The organism is Acidovorax sp. SRI_002 (genome assembly GCF_057586455.1).
On the sequence record NZ_JBYCZW010000006.1, the window covers coordinates 501758 to 519776 of the forward strand.

Annotated in this window: 14 protein-coding genes; 13 read left to right on the top strand and 1 reads right to left on the bottom strand. The window is 64.0% G+C overall.

Going from position 1 to position 18019, the window contains the following annotated elements:
• Positions 1-208: 208 nt before the first annotated feature.
• From AC2YJX_RS19185 to AC2YJX_RS19215, 7 genes are all read left to right on the top strand, one after another.
• The gene (locus tag AC2YJX_RS19185) at positions 209-1789 is read left to right on the top strand and encodes an ABC transporter substrate-binding protein (protein WP_121507525.1); all 1581 of its coding nucleotides are present in this window, start codon (positions 209-211) and stop codon (positions 1787-1789) included.
• A 152-nt stretch (positions 1790-1941) separates the two neighbouring features.
• Positions 1942-2922: an ABC transporter permease gene (locus tag AC2YJX_RS19190; RefSeq protein ID WP_055398533.1), complete on the top strand. Its 981-nt coding sequence runs from the start codon at positions 1942-1944 to the stop codon at positions 2920-2922.
• On the top strand, positions 2922-4139 hold the full coding sequence (locus AC2YJX_RS19195) for a M20 aminoacylase family protein (RefSeq protein ID WP_176888352.1): 1218 nt from the start codon (positions 2922-2924) through the stop codon (positions 4137-4139). Before AC2YJX_RS19190 ends, AC2YJX_RS19195 begins: the two co-directional genes overlap by 1 nt.
• Before the next feature lie 85 nt (positions 4140-4224).
• Entirely contained in the window at positions 4225-5805 is a 1581-nt protein-coding gene (locus tag AC2YJX_RS19200; RefSeq protein WP_029413932.1) for an ABC transporter substrate-binding protein, read from the top strand.
• 131 nt (positions 5806-5936) lie between these two features.
• Positions 5937-6848 (top strand): ABC transporter permease, encoded by a 912-nt coding sequence (locus AC2YJX_RS19205; RefSeq protein WP_055398531.1) that lies wholly within the window; start codon positions 5937-5939, stop codon positions 6846-6848.
• A gap of 26 nt (positions 6849-6874) precedes the next feature.
• A complete protein-coding gene (locus tag AC2YJX_RS19210) occupies positions 6875-7861 on the top strand; it encodes an ABC transporter ATP-binding protein (RefSeq protein ID WP_121422335.1) in 987 nt (328 codons plus the stop codon).
• Complete coding sequence (locus AC2YJX_RS19215; protein WP_121422336.1) at positions 7858-8868, top strand: ABC transporter ATP-binding protein; 1011 nt, start codon at positions 7858-7860, stop codon at positions 8866-8868. Before AC2YJX_RS19210 ends, AC2YJX_RS19215 begins: the two co-directional genes overlap by 4 nt.
• Positions 8869-9021: 153 nt before the next feature.
• Here AC2YJX_RS19215 and AC2YJX_RS19220 read toward each other — a convergent pair whose 3' ends face one another.
• A complete protein-coding gene (locus AC2YJX_RS19220) occupies positions 9022-9942 on the bottom strand; it encodes a LysR family transcriptional regulator (protein ID WP_056745237.1) in 921 nt (306 codons plus the stop codon).
• A 161-nt stretch (positions 9943-10103) separates the two neighbouring features.
• Between AC2YJX_RS19220 and AC2YJX_RS19225 the strand changes: the two genes are divergently transcribed.
• The 6 genes from AC2YJX_RS19225 (at position 10104) to AC2YJX_RS19250 (ending at position 17990) form a co-directional block, all read left to right on the top strand.
• Positions 10104-12230: a 3-hydroxyacyl-CoA dehydrogenase NAD-binding domain-containing protein gene (locus AC2YJX_RS19225; protein WP_487256971.1), complete on the top strand. Its 2127-nt coding sequence runs from the start codon at positions 10104-10106 to the stop codon at positions 12228-12230.
• A 103-nt stretch (positions 12231-12333) separates the two neighbouring features.
• Positions 12334-13509, top strand: coding sequence for an acetyl-CoA C-acyltransferase (locus AC2YJX_RS19230; protein ID WP_487256972.1), 1176 nt, complete (start codon positions 12334-12336; stop codon positions 13507-13509).
• A 43-nt stretch (positions 13510-13552) separates the two neighbouring features.
• Positions 13553-14761, top strand: coding sequence for an acyl-CoA dehydrogenase family protein (locus AC2YJX_RS19235; protein WP_487256973.1), 1209 nt, complete (start codon positions 13553-13555; stop codon positions 14759-14761).
• A 10-nt stretch (positions 14762-14771) separates the two neighbouring features.
• On the top strand, positions 14772-15905 hold the full coding sequence (locus tag AC2YJX_RS19240) for an acyl-CoA dehydrogenase family protein (RefSeq protein WP_487256974.1): 1134 nt from the start codon (positions 14772-14774) through the stop codon (positions 15903-15905).
• Between the two features lie 4 nt (positions 15906-15909).
• A complete protein-coding gene (locus AC2YJX_RS19245; RefSeq protein ID WP_487256975.1) occupies positions 15910-16746 on the top strand; it encodes an oxepin-CoA hydrolase, alternative type in 837 nt (278 codons plus the stop codon).
• Positions 16743-17990 (top strand): CaiB/BaiF CoA transferase family protein, encoded by a 1248-nt coding sequence (locus tag AC2YJX_RS19250; RefSeq protein WP_431151907.1) that lies wholly within the window; start codon positions 16743-16745, stop codon positions 17988-17990. The genes AC2YJX_RS19245 and AC2YJX_RS19250 overlap by 4 nt, the downstream gene beginning before the upstream one ends.
• Positions 17991-18019: the final 29 nt, after the last annotated feature.

An 18019-nucleotide genomic window follows, 5' to 3' on the forward strand; every position in this document is an offset into this window, starting at 1 on the left:
TGATGTCGGGCAATGGCGTCCTTCGGCCTGTCTCCGAGGTTTCTTCCTCTTGTTTGCTTTGGTGCAGATTCTTGGCACCATCCTTGCGTGCTGCTTCCCTACCAAATCAGCCCTTAGAGGCCCTTCGTAGTGCCCGGGATTCAGGGATTTCCCGTTGGCTATAGAGCAACCTTTACTGCATAGTAAAACTTTTATTCAAGAGGGTTCCATGAAACTCAAATACAGTCTTTTGTCGGTGGCTGCGGCTGCTGCACTGCTTGTGGCGCCAGCCCTGCATGCCAAGCCCTTCAAATGGGCTAGCCAGGGGGAAATCGCGACCTGGGATATCCATTCCCAGAACAACGCGCTCCAGAATGGCATCCATGCGAATGTGTATGAAAGCCTGGTTTACTACAACAGCAAGACCTTTGACGTAGAGCCCGTGCTGGCAACGGCCTGGAAAGAAATCAGCCCCACGCAGGTGCGTTTCACGCTGCGCCAAGGCGTGAAGTTCCATGATGGTTCGGCCTTCACCGCCGACGATGCGGTGTATTCGCTGCAGCGCGCGATGGCCAAGACATCGAATTTCACCCCCTACATCCAAGGCATCAGCAAGATCAACAAGGTGGATGCGCAAACCATCGACGTCATCCTGACCGCTCCCAACCCTGTGCTGCTGCGCCAGATGACCGAACTGCGCATGATGAGTAAGGCCTGGGCGGAAAAGAACAAGTCGGTTGAGCCCAAAGACATCAAGGGCACCGACGAAAACTTTGCCCACCGCAATGCCATGGGCACCGGTCCTTACACGCTGGAATCGTGGCAGCCTGATGTGAAGATGGTGTTCAAGCGCAACCCCAACTGGTGGGGCAAGATGGACGGGAACGTGACCGAAATCGTCTACACCCCGATCAAGTCTGCTGCCACACGCATTGCAGCCCTGCTGTCGGGCGAAGTGGACATGGTGCTCGACCCCACTCCCCAGGATCTGGGCCGCTTGCGCGCCAGCCCCGACCTCAAGGTGATTGACGGCATTGAGAACCGCACCATCTTCCTGGGCATGGACCAGTTCCGCGACGAACTGCCAGGCTCGAACATCAAGGGCAAAAATCCGCTCAAGGACGTGCGCGTGCGCAAGGCCCTGTACCAGGCGATTGACGCAGAAACCATTTCCCGCAACATCATGCGTGGCCTGGGCAAGCCCACGGGCACCATCGTGGCCCCACAGGTGGCGGGTTATACCGAGGCCGTTGGCAAGCGGTTCCCCTATAGCGTTGAAGCCTCCAAGAAGTTGCTGGCCGAGGCCGGTTACCCCGATGGTTTTGAGGTGGACTTTGCCTGCCCCAACAACCGCTACATCAATGACGAAGCCATCTGCCAGGCCGTGACCGCCATGTGGTCGCGCGTGGGCGTAAAGGCCAAGCTGCGCACGCTGCCCCTGGTCAATTACTTCCCGATGATTCAGCGCTACGAAGCCAGCATCTACATGCTGGGCTGGGGTGTGCCGACCTTCGATGCGCTGTACAGCCTGCAATCGCTGGTCCGCACTGTGGGCCAAGGTGGTGACGGCAACTACAACGTGGGCCGCTACAGCAACCAGCGCATGGACTATCTGGTGGACCGCATCAAGGCAGAAACCGATGCACCGGTGCGCGCCCGCATGCTGACGGAAGCGCTGCAACTGTCCAACGACACCGTGTCCCACATTCCTCTGCATGACCAGGTGATCCCATGGGCCGTGAAGAAGAACATTGAACTGGTTCACCGCGCGGATAACCGCGTGGACATGCGCACCGTCAAGGTGAATTGACCGGTGCCTGACACACTGAGAGCAAGGGCCCCGAGGCCCTTGCTTTCTTTGTTTTGCTTTCTGGTCCGGTTTGACGACCGCATATTGCCTGCCAGCGCCCTGCCATCAAAAGTGGCTGTGGCGTTCCCATCGAACACTCAATCGACTCTCCGATGCTCGCCTTTATATTGCGCCGCCTGATACAGGCTGTGATTGTCATGGTCACGGTGGCCTTCATCTCCTTCATGCTGTTCCAGTACGTGGGAGACCCTGTGGTGTTCCTGCTGGGCCAGGACGCCACTCCCGAGCAGATCCGCGAACTGCGCGCCTCGCTCGGTCTGGACAAGCCCTTTTTCATACAGTTCTGGCATTTCTTGGTCAACGCAGCCCAGGGCGAATTCGGCCTGAGCCTGCGCCAGGGTGCCAAGGTTTCGCGGCTGATTGCAGAGCGTTTTCCTGCCACACTGGAGCTGGCCTTGGTGGCTGCTTTCCTGGCCCTGGTCATTGGCGTGCCCATGGGCGTGTATGCAGCCCTCAAGCGCGGCACCTTCACAAGCCAGCTGTTCATGACCATCTCACTGCTGGGCGTGTCGCTGCCAACGTTCCTGATCGGCATCCTGCTGATCCTGGTGTTCGCTGTCACCCTGGGTTGGTTCCCAAGCTTCGGGCGCGGTGAAGTGGTACAGATGGGATGGTGGAGCACGGGCCTGCTCAAGGCCAAGGGCTGGCACCACATCACGCTGCCTGCCATCACGCTGGCGATTTTCCAGCTCACGCTGATCATGCGGCTGGTGCGCGCAGAAATGCTGGAGGTGCTGCGCACCGACTACATCAAGTTCGCACGCGCCCGGGGCCTGTCCAATCGCGCCATTCACTTCGGCCATGCGCTCAAGAACACGCTGGTGCCCGTGATGACCATCACCGGCCTGCAGCTGGGTGGTCTGATTGCCTTCGCCATCATCACCGAGACCGTGTTCCAGTGGCCCGGCATGGGCCTGCTGTTCATCCAGGCCGTGACCTTTGCGGACATTCCGGTGATGGCCGCCTACCTGTGCCTGATCGCCTTGATCTTTGTGGTGATCAATCTGGTGGTGGACCTGTTGTATTTTGCGGTCGACCCTCGCCTGCGCGTAGGCAAGGCAGGAGGCCACTGATGCAGGGCCCCCGCCTGAAGGCCGGTGGCCGGGCGTTTGCGCACATCGCGCAGTATCACCCCGAGCTGACCGCACTGCGCCGGGACCTGCATGCCCACCCTGAGCTGGGTTTCGAGGAGATCTACACCAGCACGCGCGTCAAAGAGGCTCTGAAGCTCTGCGGCGTGGACGAGATCCACGACGGCATTGGCCGCACGGGAGTCGTGGGCGTGATCCGCGGCCGCAGCACCTCCAGTGGCAGCATGGTCGGCCTTCGTGCCGACATGGATGCGCTGCCGCTGGCCGAGCACAACGATTTCTCTTGGAAGTCGTGCAAGCCCGGCCTCATGCATGGCTGCGGCCACGACGGCCACACCGCCATGCTGGTGGGGGCTGCGCGCTACCTGGCCGAGACCCGCAACTTCGACGGCACAGCCGTGCTCGTGTTTCAGCCGGGTGAAGAAGGTTTTGCTGGCGCCCGCGTCATGATGGAAGACGGGCTGTTTGACCGCTTCCCGGTGCAGTCCATCTACGCCATGCACAACTGGCCCGCGATGAAGCCCGGCACCGTGGGCATCAACTCCGGCCCCATGATGGCTGCGGCGGATCGCTTCACCATCGAGATCACGGGACGTGGCGGCCACGGTGCCCATGCCTACCAGACGGTGGACGTGCTGGTTGTGGCCGCGCACATCATTACGGCCGCGCAAAGCATTGTCTCGCGCAATGTGCGCCCCATTGAAAGCGCCGTGGTCAGCATCTGCGCCGCACAGGCTGGCGACCTGGGGGCCTTCAGTGTGCTGCCGGGCTCTGCCACGCTGGTGGGCACCGTGCGGACATTCGATCCGGTCGTGCAGGAGATGGTGGAAAAGCGCCTCAAGGAGCTTTGCAACGCCATCGCCCTGGGCTTTGGCGCCACGGCCACGGTGCACTACGAGCGCATCTACCCGGCCACGATCAACAGCGAAAGCGAAGCCATCTTTGCCGGCGACGTGGCCGAATCCCTGCTGGGTGCCGACCATGTGGTGCGTGACCTGGAGCCCAGTATGGGCGCCGAGGACTTCGCCTTCATGCTCCAGACCCGCCCCGGTGCCTATCTGCGCATCGGCCAGGGCACAGGGGCCAGTGGCAGCGCCTTGCACAACAGCCGCTACGACTTCAACGACGACATCCTGCCCCTGGGCTCGGCGCTGCACGCAAGCCTTATCGAGCAGGCCATGCCTTTGGCGGCAGCTTGAAGCACCGTCCAGCCAGCCTGCCCATTTGCACTACCGCGCCACGGCCCAACCCTTTCACCCCGCTTTCCCCAACCTGGAGGTTTCCATGAAATTCCATAAAAAAATCGCTCTGACCGCTCTCTTTACCGCGTTGGCGGCGGCGAGCCTGGTGGCCCAAGCTCAGACCATCCGCATCGCCAACCAGGGTGACTCGCTGTCGATGGACCCCCACTCGCTCAATGAGTCGCTGCAGCTGAGCGTCACCGGCAACGTCTATGAGCCGCTGGTCGGCCGCAACAAGGACCTGAGCCTGGCGCCTGCCCTGGCGACGAGCTGGAAGCAGACGTCGCCCACCGTGTGGCGTTTCGAGTTGCGCAAGGGCGTGCAATTCCACGACGGCACCCCTTTCACGGCCGATGACGTGGTGTTCAGCTTCGGGCGCACCCAGGTGGAAGGCTCGGACATGAAGAGCTACACCAACGACTTCAAGGAAGTGCGCAAGATCGACGACCACACGGTCGAAATCGAAACCAAGACCCCCTTCCCGATCCTGCCGGATGTGATCTCGCTCGTGTACATGATGAGCAAGAAGTGGTGCGAGACCAACCAGGCCCTGGGCCCGGTGGACCGCCGCAAGGGCATCGAGAACGCCGCCTCGTTCCGTGCCAACGGCACGGGCCCCTTCCGCCTGCGTGAGCGCCAGCCCAACGTGCGCTCGGTGTTTACACGCAACGGCAGCTACTGGGGCAAGATCGAAGGCAACGTCAGCGAAGTCGTTTTCACCCCCATCGGCAACGATGCGACCCGTGTGGCCGCCCTGCTTTCGGGCGAGGTGGACGTGATGGAACCCGTACCCGTGCAGGACATCGAACGCGTGAACGGCAGCGCCAACACCCGTGCCATCACCGGCCCCGAACTGCGCACCATCTTCCTGGGCATGGACCAAAAGCGTGACGAACTGCTGTACTCCAACGTCAAGGGCAAGAACCCCTTCAAGGACAAGCGTGTGCGCCAGGCCTTCTACCAGGCCATCGACATCGAAGGGATCAAGAAGACCGTGATGCGTGGTGCATCCAACCCCTCGGCCCTGCTCGTGGGTCCCGGCATCAATGGCTTCCAGCCTGACGCGAAGCGCCTTCCCTACGACGTCGAAGCTGCCAAGAAGCTGATGGCCGAAGCCGGCTATCCCAACGGCTTCGAAGTGGCCATGAACTGCCCGAACGATCGCTACGTGAATGATGGCCGCATCTGCCAGACAGTGGCCGCCAACCTCTCGCGCATCAACGTCAAGATCAACCTGCAGGCCGAAACCAAGGGCACCTACTTCCCCAAGGTGCTGCGCCGCGACACCAGCTTTTACATGCTGGGCTGGACGCCCGCCACCTACGACTCGCACAACGCGCTCAACGCCCTCATGCGCTGCGTGGATGACAAGGGGTCCGGCCAGTTCAACCTGGGCGCCTACTGCAACCCCAAGGTCGATGAGCTGACACTCAAGATCCAGGCCGAGACCGACAAGGTCAAGCGCAACGCGATGATCAAGGAAGTCTTCGATCTGCACGCGGCCGATGTAGGCCACATTCCCCTGCACCAGCAAGCGCTGGCCTGGGGCGTGGGCAAGAACGTCAAGCTCGTGCAGCTGGCCGACAACTTCATGCACTTCAAGTGGATGAGCATCACCAAGTAAGAAGGGGCGCAGAAGTCCCTACGTTAGTCGATCGCAGAGAAAAGAGAGAACGACCGGTTCTTTGAAAGTCCACACCAACGCATGGCCGCTACCCGGGCTCTGCGTTGGTGCTTGTTTACTGGTTTCCCACAATGAAAACAACCCTTGCCCGCTGGTTTGACAGCGATGTTGGCTACAGCTTCCGCACATCGCCCATGGCGATGGTGGCCGCTGCCATCGCGCTGATCTGTGTGTTCTGTTCGGTATTTGCCGGATGGGTCGCGCCCCATAACCCCTTTGACCTGGCCACGCTCGAACTCAGCGACGCGCGGCTGCCCCCGGCCTGGAGCGCCGAAGGCTCCATGAAGTACCCCCTGGGCACCGACGACCAGGGCCGGGACATTCTTTCCGCCCTCATCTATGGCGCGCGCATTTCCCTTGTGGTGGGCCTCGCATCGGTGGTGCTCTCCGTGGTGGTGGGCGTGGCGTTTGGACTGCTGGCCGGCTTTCGCGGTGGCTGGATCGATGCCGTGCTCATGCGCCTGTGCGACGTGATGCTGTCGTTCCCCGCCATCCTGGTGGCGCTGCTGATTGCGGGTGTGGGCCGTGCGCTGTTTCCCAACGCGCACGAGTCGCTGGCATTTGGTGTGCTGATCATCTCCATCTCGCTCACGGGCTGGGTGCAGTACGCGCGCACGGTGCGCGGCTCCACCCTGGTCGAGCGCAACAAGGAATACGTGCAGGCTGCCCGCGTGACGGGCGTTTCGCCGCTGCGCATCATGCGCAAGCACGTGCTGCCCAACGTCATGGGCCCTGTGATGGTGCTGGCCACCATCCAGGTGGCCACGGCCATCATCACCGAGGCCACATTGTCCTTCCTGGGCGTGGGCGCACCGCCCACCTCGCCTTCGCTGGGCACGCTGATCCGCATCGGCAACGACTACCTGTTCTCCGGCGAATGGTGGATCACCGTGTTCCCCGGTGCCATGCTGGTGCTGATCGCCCTGAGTGTGAACTTGCTCGGCGACTGGTTGCGTGATGCCCTCAATCCGCGCCTGCGCTGAACAAGAACAAGAAAAGCGATATCCCCATGAGTCTCCTAGAAGTCAAAAACCTCGTTGTCGAATTCCCGGGCCGTCGCGGTACCCTGCGCGCCCTGGACGACATTTCCTTCTCCATTGCACCCGGCGAGATCCTGGGGGTGGTGGGGGAGTCCGGCGCGGGCAAATCGCTCACTGGCGCTGCCATCATCGGCCTGCTGGAGCCCCCGGGCCGCGTGGCATCTGGCCAGATCCTGCTCGAAGGCCAGCGCATCGACAACCTGAGCAATGAGGAAATGCGCCACATCCGTGGCCGCCGCATCGGCGCGATCTTTCAAGACCCGCTGACCTCGCTGAACCCGCTGTACACCGTGGGCCGACAGCTCACCGAAACCATCCTGGCCCACCTGCCGGTCACGCCCGCCGAGGCGCGCCAGCGTGCCATTGCGCTGCTGCAAGACACCGGCATTCCGGCCGCTGCAGAGCGCATCGACCACTACCCGCACCAGTTCTCCGGTGGCATGCGCCAGCGCGTGGTGATTGCCCTGGCCCTGGCGGCCGAGCCCAAGCTCATCGTGGCCGATGAGCCCACCACGGCGCTCGACGTGTCCATCCAGGCGCAGATCATCACGCTGCTGAAAAACATCTGCAAATCGCGCGGTGCCGCGGTGATGCTGATCACCCACGACATGGGCGTGATCGCCGAGACCTGCGACCGCGTGGCCGTGCTGTATGCCGGGCGCGTGGCCGAGATCGGCCCCGTGCACGACGTCATCAACAAGCCCTCGCACCCGTACACCAGCGGCCTCATGGCCTCCATCCCCGACATGACGGTGGACCGTGAACGCCTGAACCAGATCGACGGCGCCATGCCCCGTCTGAACGCCATTCCCCAGGGCTGTGCCTACAACCCGCGCTGCCCCCAGACTTTTGACCGCTGCATGACTGATCGCCCCGACCTGATGGACGCAGGCTCCACCCGCGCCGCCTGCTGGCTGCACGCTGGTGCCACGACAAAAACCGAGGTGACCGCATGAGCGCAGCAATGAAAAGCAAGGCTTTGGTGCAGGCGCACGACCTGGCCAAGACTTTTGACGTGTCCGCCCCCTGGCTCAACCGCGTGATCGAGCGCAAGCCCCGCACGCTGCTGCATGCGGTGGACGGCGTGAGTTTCGAGATCGAAAAAGGCAAGACCCTGGCCCTGGTGGGTGAGTCCGGCTGCGGCAAAAGCACCGTGGCGCGCCTGCTGGTGGGTTTGTACGAGCCCACACGCGGCGGCCTCACGTTTGACAACCAGGATGCGCACGCCGCCTTCAAGGGCAACGACGCCAAGGCCATGCGCCGCCGCATCCAGATGATCTTCCAGGACCCGTATGCCAGCCTGAACCCCCGCTGGCTGGTCGAAGACATCATTGGCGAGCCGCTCAAGGAGCATGGCCTCATCACCGACAAGGCTGAGCTCAAGCAGCGCGTGGGTGAACTGCTCAAGTCCGTGGGCCTGTCGCCGCTGGACATGGTGAAATACCCGCACCAGTTCTCCGGCGGCCAGCGTCAGCGCATCTCCATCGCGCGCGCCTTGGCCACCGAGCCCGAGTTCCTGGTGTGCGACGAGCCGACGAGTGCACTTGACGTGTCGGTGCAGGCCCAGGTGCTCAACATCATGAAGGACCTGCAGCGCGAGCGGCATCTCACCTACCTGTTCATCAGCCACAACCTGGCCGTGGTGCGCCACGTCAGCGACCAGGTCGGCGTGATGTACTTGGGCCGCCTGGTGGAGCTGGCCGACAAACACACGTTGTTTGACACGCCCCGCCACCCGTACACCCGCATGCTGCTCGATGCCATCCCCAAGATGCACGACACCGGCAAGGCCCGCACCCCCGTGCAGGGCGAGGTGCCCAACCCGCTGAACCCACCACCCGGTTGCGCCTTCAACCCCCGCTGCCCGCATGTGAACGACCGCTGCCGCACCGAGCGCCCCCAGCTCAAGAGCATTGGTGGCATCCGCATTGCGTGCCATGCGGTGGAGGAAGGGCGGATCTGATGCCAGCCGCCACGCGGGTTTGCTGACGCGCGGCGGAGGGACTCATCCGGCATTGCTACTGTCGCAATAGCGATTGCTATCAATAAAATAGCTGCTAGCGCAATGAATACCTGCGCTTGCGGCTATTTTTTCTTGTAAACGCGCAGAAGATGCTCATCCTGGCTCCGCAGTCACTCCTTGGCCGGCTGCCGGCAGGGCCCGCCCCAGCAGGTAGTCAATGCAGGTGCGCACCGCACGCGTCTGGTGGCGGTTGGGCATGTAGAGCATGAACATCTGGGTGCCAAAAATGCTCAACCGCCAGTCGTCCAGCGTGGTCAGCACTTCCCCACTGGACACGGCGTCCTGCACCACGTAATCCGGTACCAGCCCTACGCCCAGCCCTGCCAGGATGCCTTGGCGCAGAAACGGAAAGTGCTCCGAAATGAGGGTGGGCTCCAGCAGGGCTTCCTGGCGCTGGTCACCCCGGTACCCGCGCAGGCGCAGCTGCTTGCCCACCACCCCTGCGGTGATCACCGGCGCGGCCTGCAGCGCTTCAAAGCTTTGGGGCAGCCCATGCGCCTCGGCGTACCCCCGCGATGCGCAGGCGATGTAGCGCACGCTGCCTAGGTCGCGCGCCACCAGCGTGGGTGGGGGCTCGGGCATCACGCGGATGGCGATGTCCACCTCATCGCGGATGAGGTCGTCCACCCGATTTTCAAAGCGCACATCCAGCACGATGCCAGGGTACAGCCGCTTGAAGTCGATCAGCCAGTCTGACATCACCATCTGCCCGTAGCCACTGGGCACGCTCAGGCCCACGCGGCCCTGCAGGCCCTGGCCCAGCGTGGCAATGGTCTCGCGCGCAGCCAGCATCTCGTTCTGAATGGCGCGGCCATGGGCATACAGGCGCAGGCCCACCTCGGTGGGCTCCACCCGGCGCGTGGTGCGGCGCACCAACTGCACACCCACTGACTTTTCGAGCTGGTGCAGGTGGTAGCTGACGTTGGCACGGGACATCTTCAGGTTGCGGGCGGCCTGGCTGAGGTTGCCGGCATCGAGGATGTCGACCAGCACGGTGAGGGAGGTGAGTTCCATTGAACAGGGAGGCGGCACGTGATGCCGTTGCGGGGGTATTTGTCAAAAGGCGTTTGACAGTCTGTCAACAGGCTATGTAATTGTCAAGATAACTTCACGCATCAACAATCACCGAGTCATTCACAGGCAGTCAATAGCCATCGACCAGGAGACTTTCCAGCATGGGCGCCGCCATTCCCGCATCTTCCGTTGTCACCACCGCGCTGCAGGGCGATGTGCTTGTCGTCACCATCGACAACCCACCCGTCAACGCCCTGGGCGCCGCCGTGCGCCAGGGCCTGTTGGCCGCCATGCAGCAGGCGCAGGCCGACGCCGCCGTGGCGGCCGTGCTGCTGGTGGGCGCTGGCAAGGCCTTCATTGCCGGGGCGGATATCCGCGAATTCGGCAAGCCACCGGTTGCCCCCATCCTGCCCGAGGTCTGCCGCGCCATCGAAAACCTGAACAAGCCCGTGGTGGCCGTGCTGCACGGTGCGGCGCTGGGCGGCGGTCTCGAAGTGGCTCTGTCAGCCCATTACCGCCTGGCATTGCCTGCCGCTACGCTGGGCCTGCCCGAGGTGAACCTGGGCCTGCTGCCCGGCTCGGGAGGCACCCAGCGCGCCCCGCGCTTGATGGGCGTGCAGGCGGCCACCACCCTCATGCTCAGCGGCCAGCCCCTCAAAGCGCAGGCCGCGCTGCAGGCAGGTCTGGTCGATAAGCTGGTGGAAGGCCCCGACCCGCTGGCCGCAGGCCTGGCCTACGTGCGCGAACTGCTGGCTGCCAACGCCCCCGTGCGCCGCACGCGTGACCTGGCCATTGCCGAGCCGCAGGCTGCGCTGGCCTGGCTGGACGCACAGAAGGCCGAGACCGCCAAAAAGTCGCGCGGCCTGTTCTCTCCCCTCAAGATCATCGAATGCGTGCAGGCCGCGTTGCAACTGCCGTTTGACGAAGGCATGGTCCGCGAGCGTGCGCTGTTCATGGAGTGCCTGGACAGCCCGCAGCGCGCCGGTCTCATCCACGCCTTTTTTGCCGAACGCGAGGTCGTCAAGGTGCCCGAAGCACAGGCCGCACAGCCGCGCCCCGTGGCCAGCATCGCCGTCATCGGCGGTGGCACCATGGGCGCGGGCATTGCCGTGGCGGCGCTGGATGCGGGCCTGCCCGTCACCATGATTGAGCGCGACGCCGATTCCATCGCCCGGGGCCGCGCCAATGTGGAAAAGGTCTACAACGGCCTGGTCGCCAAAGGCCGTATGACTGAAGCCGCCAAGGCCGCCGTGATGGCGCGTTACACCGGCAGCACCAGCTATGCCGACATCGCCCAGGTGGACCTGGTGATCGAGGCCGTGTTTGAAGACATCGAAGTCAAGAAGGCCGTGTTCCGCGAGCTGGACCGCATGTGCAAGCCTGGTGCGGTGCTGGCCACCAACACGTCCTACCTCGACATCGACGCCATTGCCGCTGCCACCGGCCGCCCGCAGGATGTGATCGGCCTGCACTTCTTCAGCCCCGCCAACATCATGAAGCTGCTGGAGATCGTGGTGCCCGCCAAGGTGGCGCCCGACGTGGTGGCCACGGCATTCGAGCTGGCCCGCAAGCTGAAAAAGGTGCCTGTGCGCGCCGGTGTGTGCGACGGCTTCATCGGCAACCGCATCCTGGCCGTGTACAAGCAGGCCGCTGACTACCTGCTGGAAGACGGCGCAAGCCCCTACGAGATCGACGCTGCCGTGCGCGGCTTTGGTTTTGCCATGGGCCCGTTCCAGGTGACAGACCTGGCCGGTGGAGACATTGGCTGGGCCACCCGCAAGCGCCGCGCTGCCACGCGCGACCCCAAGGCCCGGTACGTGGAGATTGCAGACCGCATCTGCGAACGCGGCTGGTTTGGTCAGAAGACCGGGCGTGGGTTCTACCTGTACCCCGACGGTGCCCGCACGGGCCAGCCCGACCCGGAAGTGCTGGCCATAGTGGATGCCGAGCGCGCCAAGAAAGGCGTCACGCCCCGCAGCTTCAGCGCCGACGAGATCATGCGCCGCTACATGGCCGCCATGGTCAACGAAGGGGCCAATGTGGTGCACGAGGGCATTGCCCTGCGCCCGCTGGATGTGGATGTGACCTTTGTCGCAGGCTACGGCTTTCCGCGCCACCGTGGCGGCCCAATGAAGTGGGCCGACATGACGGGGCTGGACAAGGTGCTGGCCGACATCGAGGCCTTTGCCAAGGAAGACCCGCTGTTTTGGAAGCCCTCGCCTTTGCTGGTGCAACTGGTGCGGGAAGGGCGCAACTTTGACAGCCTGAACCAGGCTGAAAAGAGCTGAGCCCGCCTCGCGATTCGATTTTTCAGATTCATCAAATTCAAATCATTTTGGCCTCTAGCGCTTGATTAATAAGCGCAAGCAGCTATTAAATCAGGAGCAAATCATGCGTGAAGCCGTCATCGTTTCCACCGCCCGCACCCCGCTGACCAAGTCGCACCGGGGCGAGTTCAACGCCACGCCTGGCCCGCAACTCGCGGCCTTTTCCGTCAAGGCGGCGGTCGAGCGCTCGGGCATCGAGCCCGAGCTGATCGAAGACCTGGTCATGGGCTGCGGCTACCCCGAAGGCATCACCGGCAAGAACATCGGCCGCCAGACGGCGCTGCGCGCGGGCCTGCCCCTGTCGGTGGCGGGCATGGTGGCCAGCCGGTTTTGCGCGTCGGGCCTGCAATCGGTGGCGATTGCGGCGGGCCGTATCGTGGCCGAAGGCGTGCCCGCCATGGTGGCGGGCGGGGTGGAGAGCATCTCGGCCATCCGCCCCGGCAACCCGGCAGACGTTGACCCTTGGCTGCAGGAGCACAAGAGCGACCTCTACATGGCCATGATCGACACGGCCGACATCGTGGCCCACCGCTACGGCATCAGCCGCGAAGACCAGGACGCGTTCTCGCTGCAAAGCCAGCAACGCACCGCCGCCGCACAGCAGGGCGGTGTGTTTGCCGACGAAATCGTGCCCTGCACCACGCGCATGATGGAAAAGAACAAGGAGACCGGTGAGGTCACCTACCGCGAGGTGACGGCCGCGCACGACAACTGCAACCGCGCCAATACCACGCTGGAAGGCCTGGCCAAGCTGGAGCCCGTGAAGGGCCCGGGTCAGTTCATCACGGCCGGCAATGCCTCGCAGCTGTCGGACGGGTCGAGCGCCTGCGTGCTGATGGAGGCTAAGGAGGCCGAGCGACGTGGCCTGCAGCCGCTGGGCGCGTTCCGTGGCTTTGCGGTGGCTGGTTGCGAGCCCGACGAGATGGGCATTGGCCCCGTGTTTGCCGTGCCCAAGCTGCTGGCACGCCACGGCCTCACGGTGCAGGACATTGACCTGTGGGAGATGAACGAGGCCTTTGCCTCGCAGGCCCTGTACTGCCAGCGCCGCCTGGGCATTCCGTCTGAGCGGCTGAACGTGAACGGCGGGGCCATTGCCATCGGCCACCCGTTTGGCATGACCGGCGCCCGCCTGGTGGGCCACCTGCTGCTCGAGGGCCGCCGCCGCAAGGCCAAGTACGGCGTGGTGACGATGTGCATTGCCGGTGGCATGGGCGCTGCAGGCCTCTTCGAAATCTTCTGACCGTGCGCCACACCACCGAACTCTGAACTGCAAGCGACCCGATATGGACCTGAATTTCACCCCCCAAGAGGAAGCCTTCCGCGCCGAGGTGCAGGCTTTCTTGAAAGCCAAGCTGCCCGAACGCATCGCCACCAAGGTCAAGGCCGGGCAGCGCCTGTCCAAGGCGGACCAGGATGAATGGCACGCCATCCTGAACGAGCGCGGCTGGCTGGCCAACCACTGGCCCGAAGCCTATGGCGGCCCCGGCTGGGGCGCGGTCGAAAAGTTCATTTTCGACACCGAATGCGCGCTGGCCGGTGGTCCGCGCATCGTGCCCTTTGGCGTGAACATGCTGGGCCCGGTGCTCATCAAGTTTGGTAACGAGGCGCAGAAAAAATACTGGCTGCCGCGCATCCTGAGTGGTGAGGACTGGTGGTGCCAGGGCTACTCCGAGCCCGGCGCGGGCTCGGACCTGGCTTCGGTGAAGACTACGGCGGTACGAGTCACGGACGAAACAGGCGACCACTACATCGTCAACGGCCAGAAGACCTGGACCACCCAGGGCCAGCACGCCAACATGATCTTCTGCCTGGTGCGCACCGACCGCGAAGCCAAGGCGCAGTCGGGCATCAGCTTCTTGCTGGTGGACATGCAATCGTCCGGCGTGGAGCTGCGCCCCATCCGCACGCTCGATGGCGACAAGGAAGTCAACGAAGTCTTCTTCACCGACGTGAAGGTGCCCGTGGAAAACCTGGTGGGCGAGGAAAACAAGGGCTGGACGTATGCCAAGTACCTGCTGACCTATGAGCGCACCGGCATTGCAGGCGTAGGCTTTTGCATTGCAGCGCTGGCCAAGCTCAAGGTGGTGGCCGCCAAGGTGATGAAGAACGGCCAGCCGCTGGACCAGGACCCGCTGTTTGCCGCCCGCATGGCCCAGGTCGAGATTGACCTAGAGAACATGAAGACCACCAACCTGCGCGTGATTGCCGCCGTGGCCGGTGGCGGTGTGCCGGGGGCAGAAAGCTCCATGCTCAAGATCCGGGGCACCGAGATCCGCCAGGAAATCCTGTCGCTCATCCGCCGCGCCATGGGCCCGTATGCGCTGCCCTTCATCGAAGAAGCGCAGTACGAAGGCTACGCCGACGAACCCGTGGGGCCGAAGGAGGCAGCGACGGCTGCTGCCAACTACTTCAACTACCGCAAGCTGTCGATCTTTGGCGGCTCCAATGAAATCCAGAAGAACATCATTTCAAAAATGATCTTGGGCCTGTGAGGTTGCCGCCATGAACTTTGAACATACCGAAGACCGCCGCATGCTGGCGGACACCCTGAACCGCTTCGTGGCCGAGCAGTACGGCATAGAAAAGCGCAACCACATTGCCTACGGCGACACCGGCACGGACCCGGCGCTGTGGGCCCACTTTGCCGAGCTGGGCGCGATTGGCGCACTCTTCCCCGAAGCCGATGGCGGCTTCGGCGGCGCAGGCTTTGACGTGGCCGTGGTGTTTGAAGCCCTGGGCAGCGGCCTGGTGGTGGAGCCCTTCGTCGGCGCGCTGGTGGTGGGCCGGGCGCTGGGCCTGGCGGGCAGCGCGGCGCAGAAGGAACACATCACCGGCATCATCGACGGCAACACCGTGGCCGCACTGGCGCATGAAGAGCCCGGCGCACATTACGCATTGAACCGAGTGACCACCCGCGCCGTGCGCAGTGGCGATGGCTGGCTGCTGACGGGCCACAAGGCCGTGGTGTTGCATGGCGACCAGGCGCAGATGCTGCTGGTCAGTGCCCGCACAGCGGGCGCTGTGGACGATGAAGACGGCATCTCGCTGTTCCTGGTGCCCGCTGATGCGGCAGGCTTGAGCAGTCGTGGCATGGGCCGCATCGACGGTGGCCGTGTGGCCGAAGTCACCTTGCAAAACGTGCAGGTGGGCGCAGGCGCGCTACTGGGCACGGAGGGGCAGGGCCTTGCCACGTTGGAGCAGGCCGTGGGCTGGGGCATTCTGGCCGTGTGTGCCGAAGCGCTAGGTGCCATGGATGTGGCCAAGAAGCACACGCTGGAATACCTGCAAACGCGCAAGCAGTTTGGTGTGCCCATTGGCAGCTTTCAGGCCCTGCAGCACCGCATGGCCGACCTGCTGCTGGAAGTGGAGCAGGCGCGCTCTGCAGTCATCAACGCAGCGGCCGCGATGGACAGCACCGACCGCACCGAGCGCGAGCGCGCGCTGTCGGCCGCCAAGGTCACCATGGGCCGCATCGGAGCGTTGGTGGCTGAAGAAAGCATCCAGCTGCACGGCGGCATTGGCATGACGTGGGAGCTGCCACTGTCCCACTACGCCAAGCGCCTCGTTATGGTGGACCACCAGTTTGGCGATGAAGACCACCACCTGGCGCGCTTTATCGCGCTGGGTCGGAGCTGAAGCCATGGAGCAGCCACTGCCTCTGCTGCAACGCCGTGAGGGCGCGGTGCTCGTGCTCTCCAACAACAACCCTGCCGCGCGCAATGCGCTGTCGCCCGCGTTCTATGCGGCGCTGACCGAGGCACTGGCACAGGCCGAGGCCGACCCCACCGTGGGCGCCATCGTGCTCACGGGTGAAGGCGGGCACTTTTGCGCGGGCGGCGACCTGCGCCAACTGGCCAAGCGGCGCGAGCTGCCCGTGGAAGAGCGCCGCGCCAAGCTCGAAGGCCTGCACGACCTGATCCGCACCGTGCGCGATTGCCGCAAGCCGGTCATTGCCGCGGTGGAGGGCGCTGCGACGGGCGCCGGCCTGTCGCTGGCGCTGGCCTGCGACATGCTGGTGGCTGCGCGCCATGCCGTGTTCTCGGTCGCGTATGTGAAGGTGGGCCTCACGCCCGACGGCGGTGCTACCGCCTTCCTGGCCGAGTTCGTCTCGCGCCAGGTGTTGACCGAGCTGTGCCTCACGGGCGAACGCATCTCCGGCGAGCGGCTGCATGCGCTCGGCCCCGTCAACCGCCTGGCCGAGCCGGGCGAGGCACTCGCCCAGGCCGTGGCCCTGGCTGCGCAAGTTGCCACTGGGCCTGACACCGCGATGGCGAACATCAAGGCCCTGTGCCGCAGCGCCTATGTGCAGTCGCTGGCTGACCAGCTGGAGCTGGAGGCACAGCTGATGGTGCTGTCACAGGCCACCGAAGAATCCCGCGAAGGCATCGCTGCGTTTCTGGAAAAGCGCCCGGCCGATTTCGCACGCTTGCGCCAGGCCCCTGCCACTGCCGCTACCCAACCCGACACTACGAAATGACCACTACAACACCGACACCCCCGCTGCCCGAGGGCATGGACTTCCCGCTCGACGGCGTGCGCGTGCTCGACCTCTCGCGCGTGTTTGCCGGGCCGCTGTGCGGCCAGGTGCTGGCCGACTTTGGCGCTGACGTCATCAAGGTGGAACACCCCGGCCGGGGCGACGACACCCGCGACTGGGGCATGCGCATCGGCAAGACCGAGACCACCTACTACAACAGCATGAACCGCAACAAGCGGTCCATCACGGTAGATTTGCAGACGCCCGAAGGCGTGAAGATCATCCGCGACCTGCTGCCGCAGTGCGACGTGGTCGTCCAGAACTTCAAGACCGGCGGCGCCGAGAAGCTGGGCCTGGGCTACGAGCAGCTCAAGGCCATCAAGCCCGACCTCATCTACTGCTCGGTGGCGGGCTACGACAGTTCCGGCCCCGAGGCCAAGCGACCCGGCTACGACCTGGTGATTCAAGGCGAGGCCGGGCTGATGGCGCTGAACGGCGAGGCCAGCCAGCCACCGCTGAAGTTCGGCGTGGCTGCCGTGGACATGATGACCGGCATGTACGCGGCGCAGGCCGTGCTGGCCGCGCTGTTTCGCCGCAGCACTACGGGCAAGGGCCGCCACATCGAAATGGCGCTGTACGACTGCGGCCTGATGATCACCGGCTACTACGGGCTCGACGCCATGCTGCTGGGCCACGACCCGCAGCGCTACGGCAATGCCCACCCGTCCATCGTGCCCTACGGCATGTTCGAGGCACAGGATGGTCCGCTCATCATCGCCGTGGGCAACAACAGCCAGTTCGACAAGTTCTGCCGCCAGGTGGTGATGCGCCCGGATATCGTCGAAGACCCACGTTACGCCACCAACGTCGAGCGTGCCCGCAATCGACTGACCCTGTTGCCCCAGATGAAGGCGCTGATCGCCAGCTTCCCGCGTGATGTGCTTCTCGAACGCCTGAGCGCTGCCGGCATCCCTTGCGGCAGGGTGGCCGGCCTGCACGAGGCGCTGACCAGCGAGCGTACGCGCCGCGGCGGCCTGCTGCAGGAAATGCCCCACCCCGTGGCGGGCACTACGCATGTGTTTGCGCCGCCTTATCGACTCGATGGGCAGCGCCTGCCCATCCGCAACGCCCCGCCCACGCTGGGCGCCGCCACGCGGGAGGTGTTGCAGCAATTGCTGCAGCTGCCCGAGGCAGAGCTTGAAGCCCTGCGCGACAAGGGCGTGCTCACGCTTCCATCGCTCTAAATACTATAAAAATAATAGCTTTAATCGCT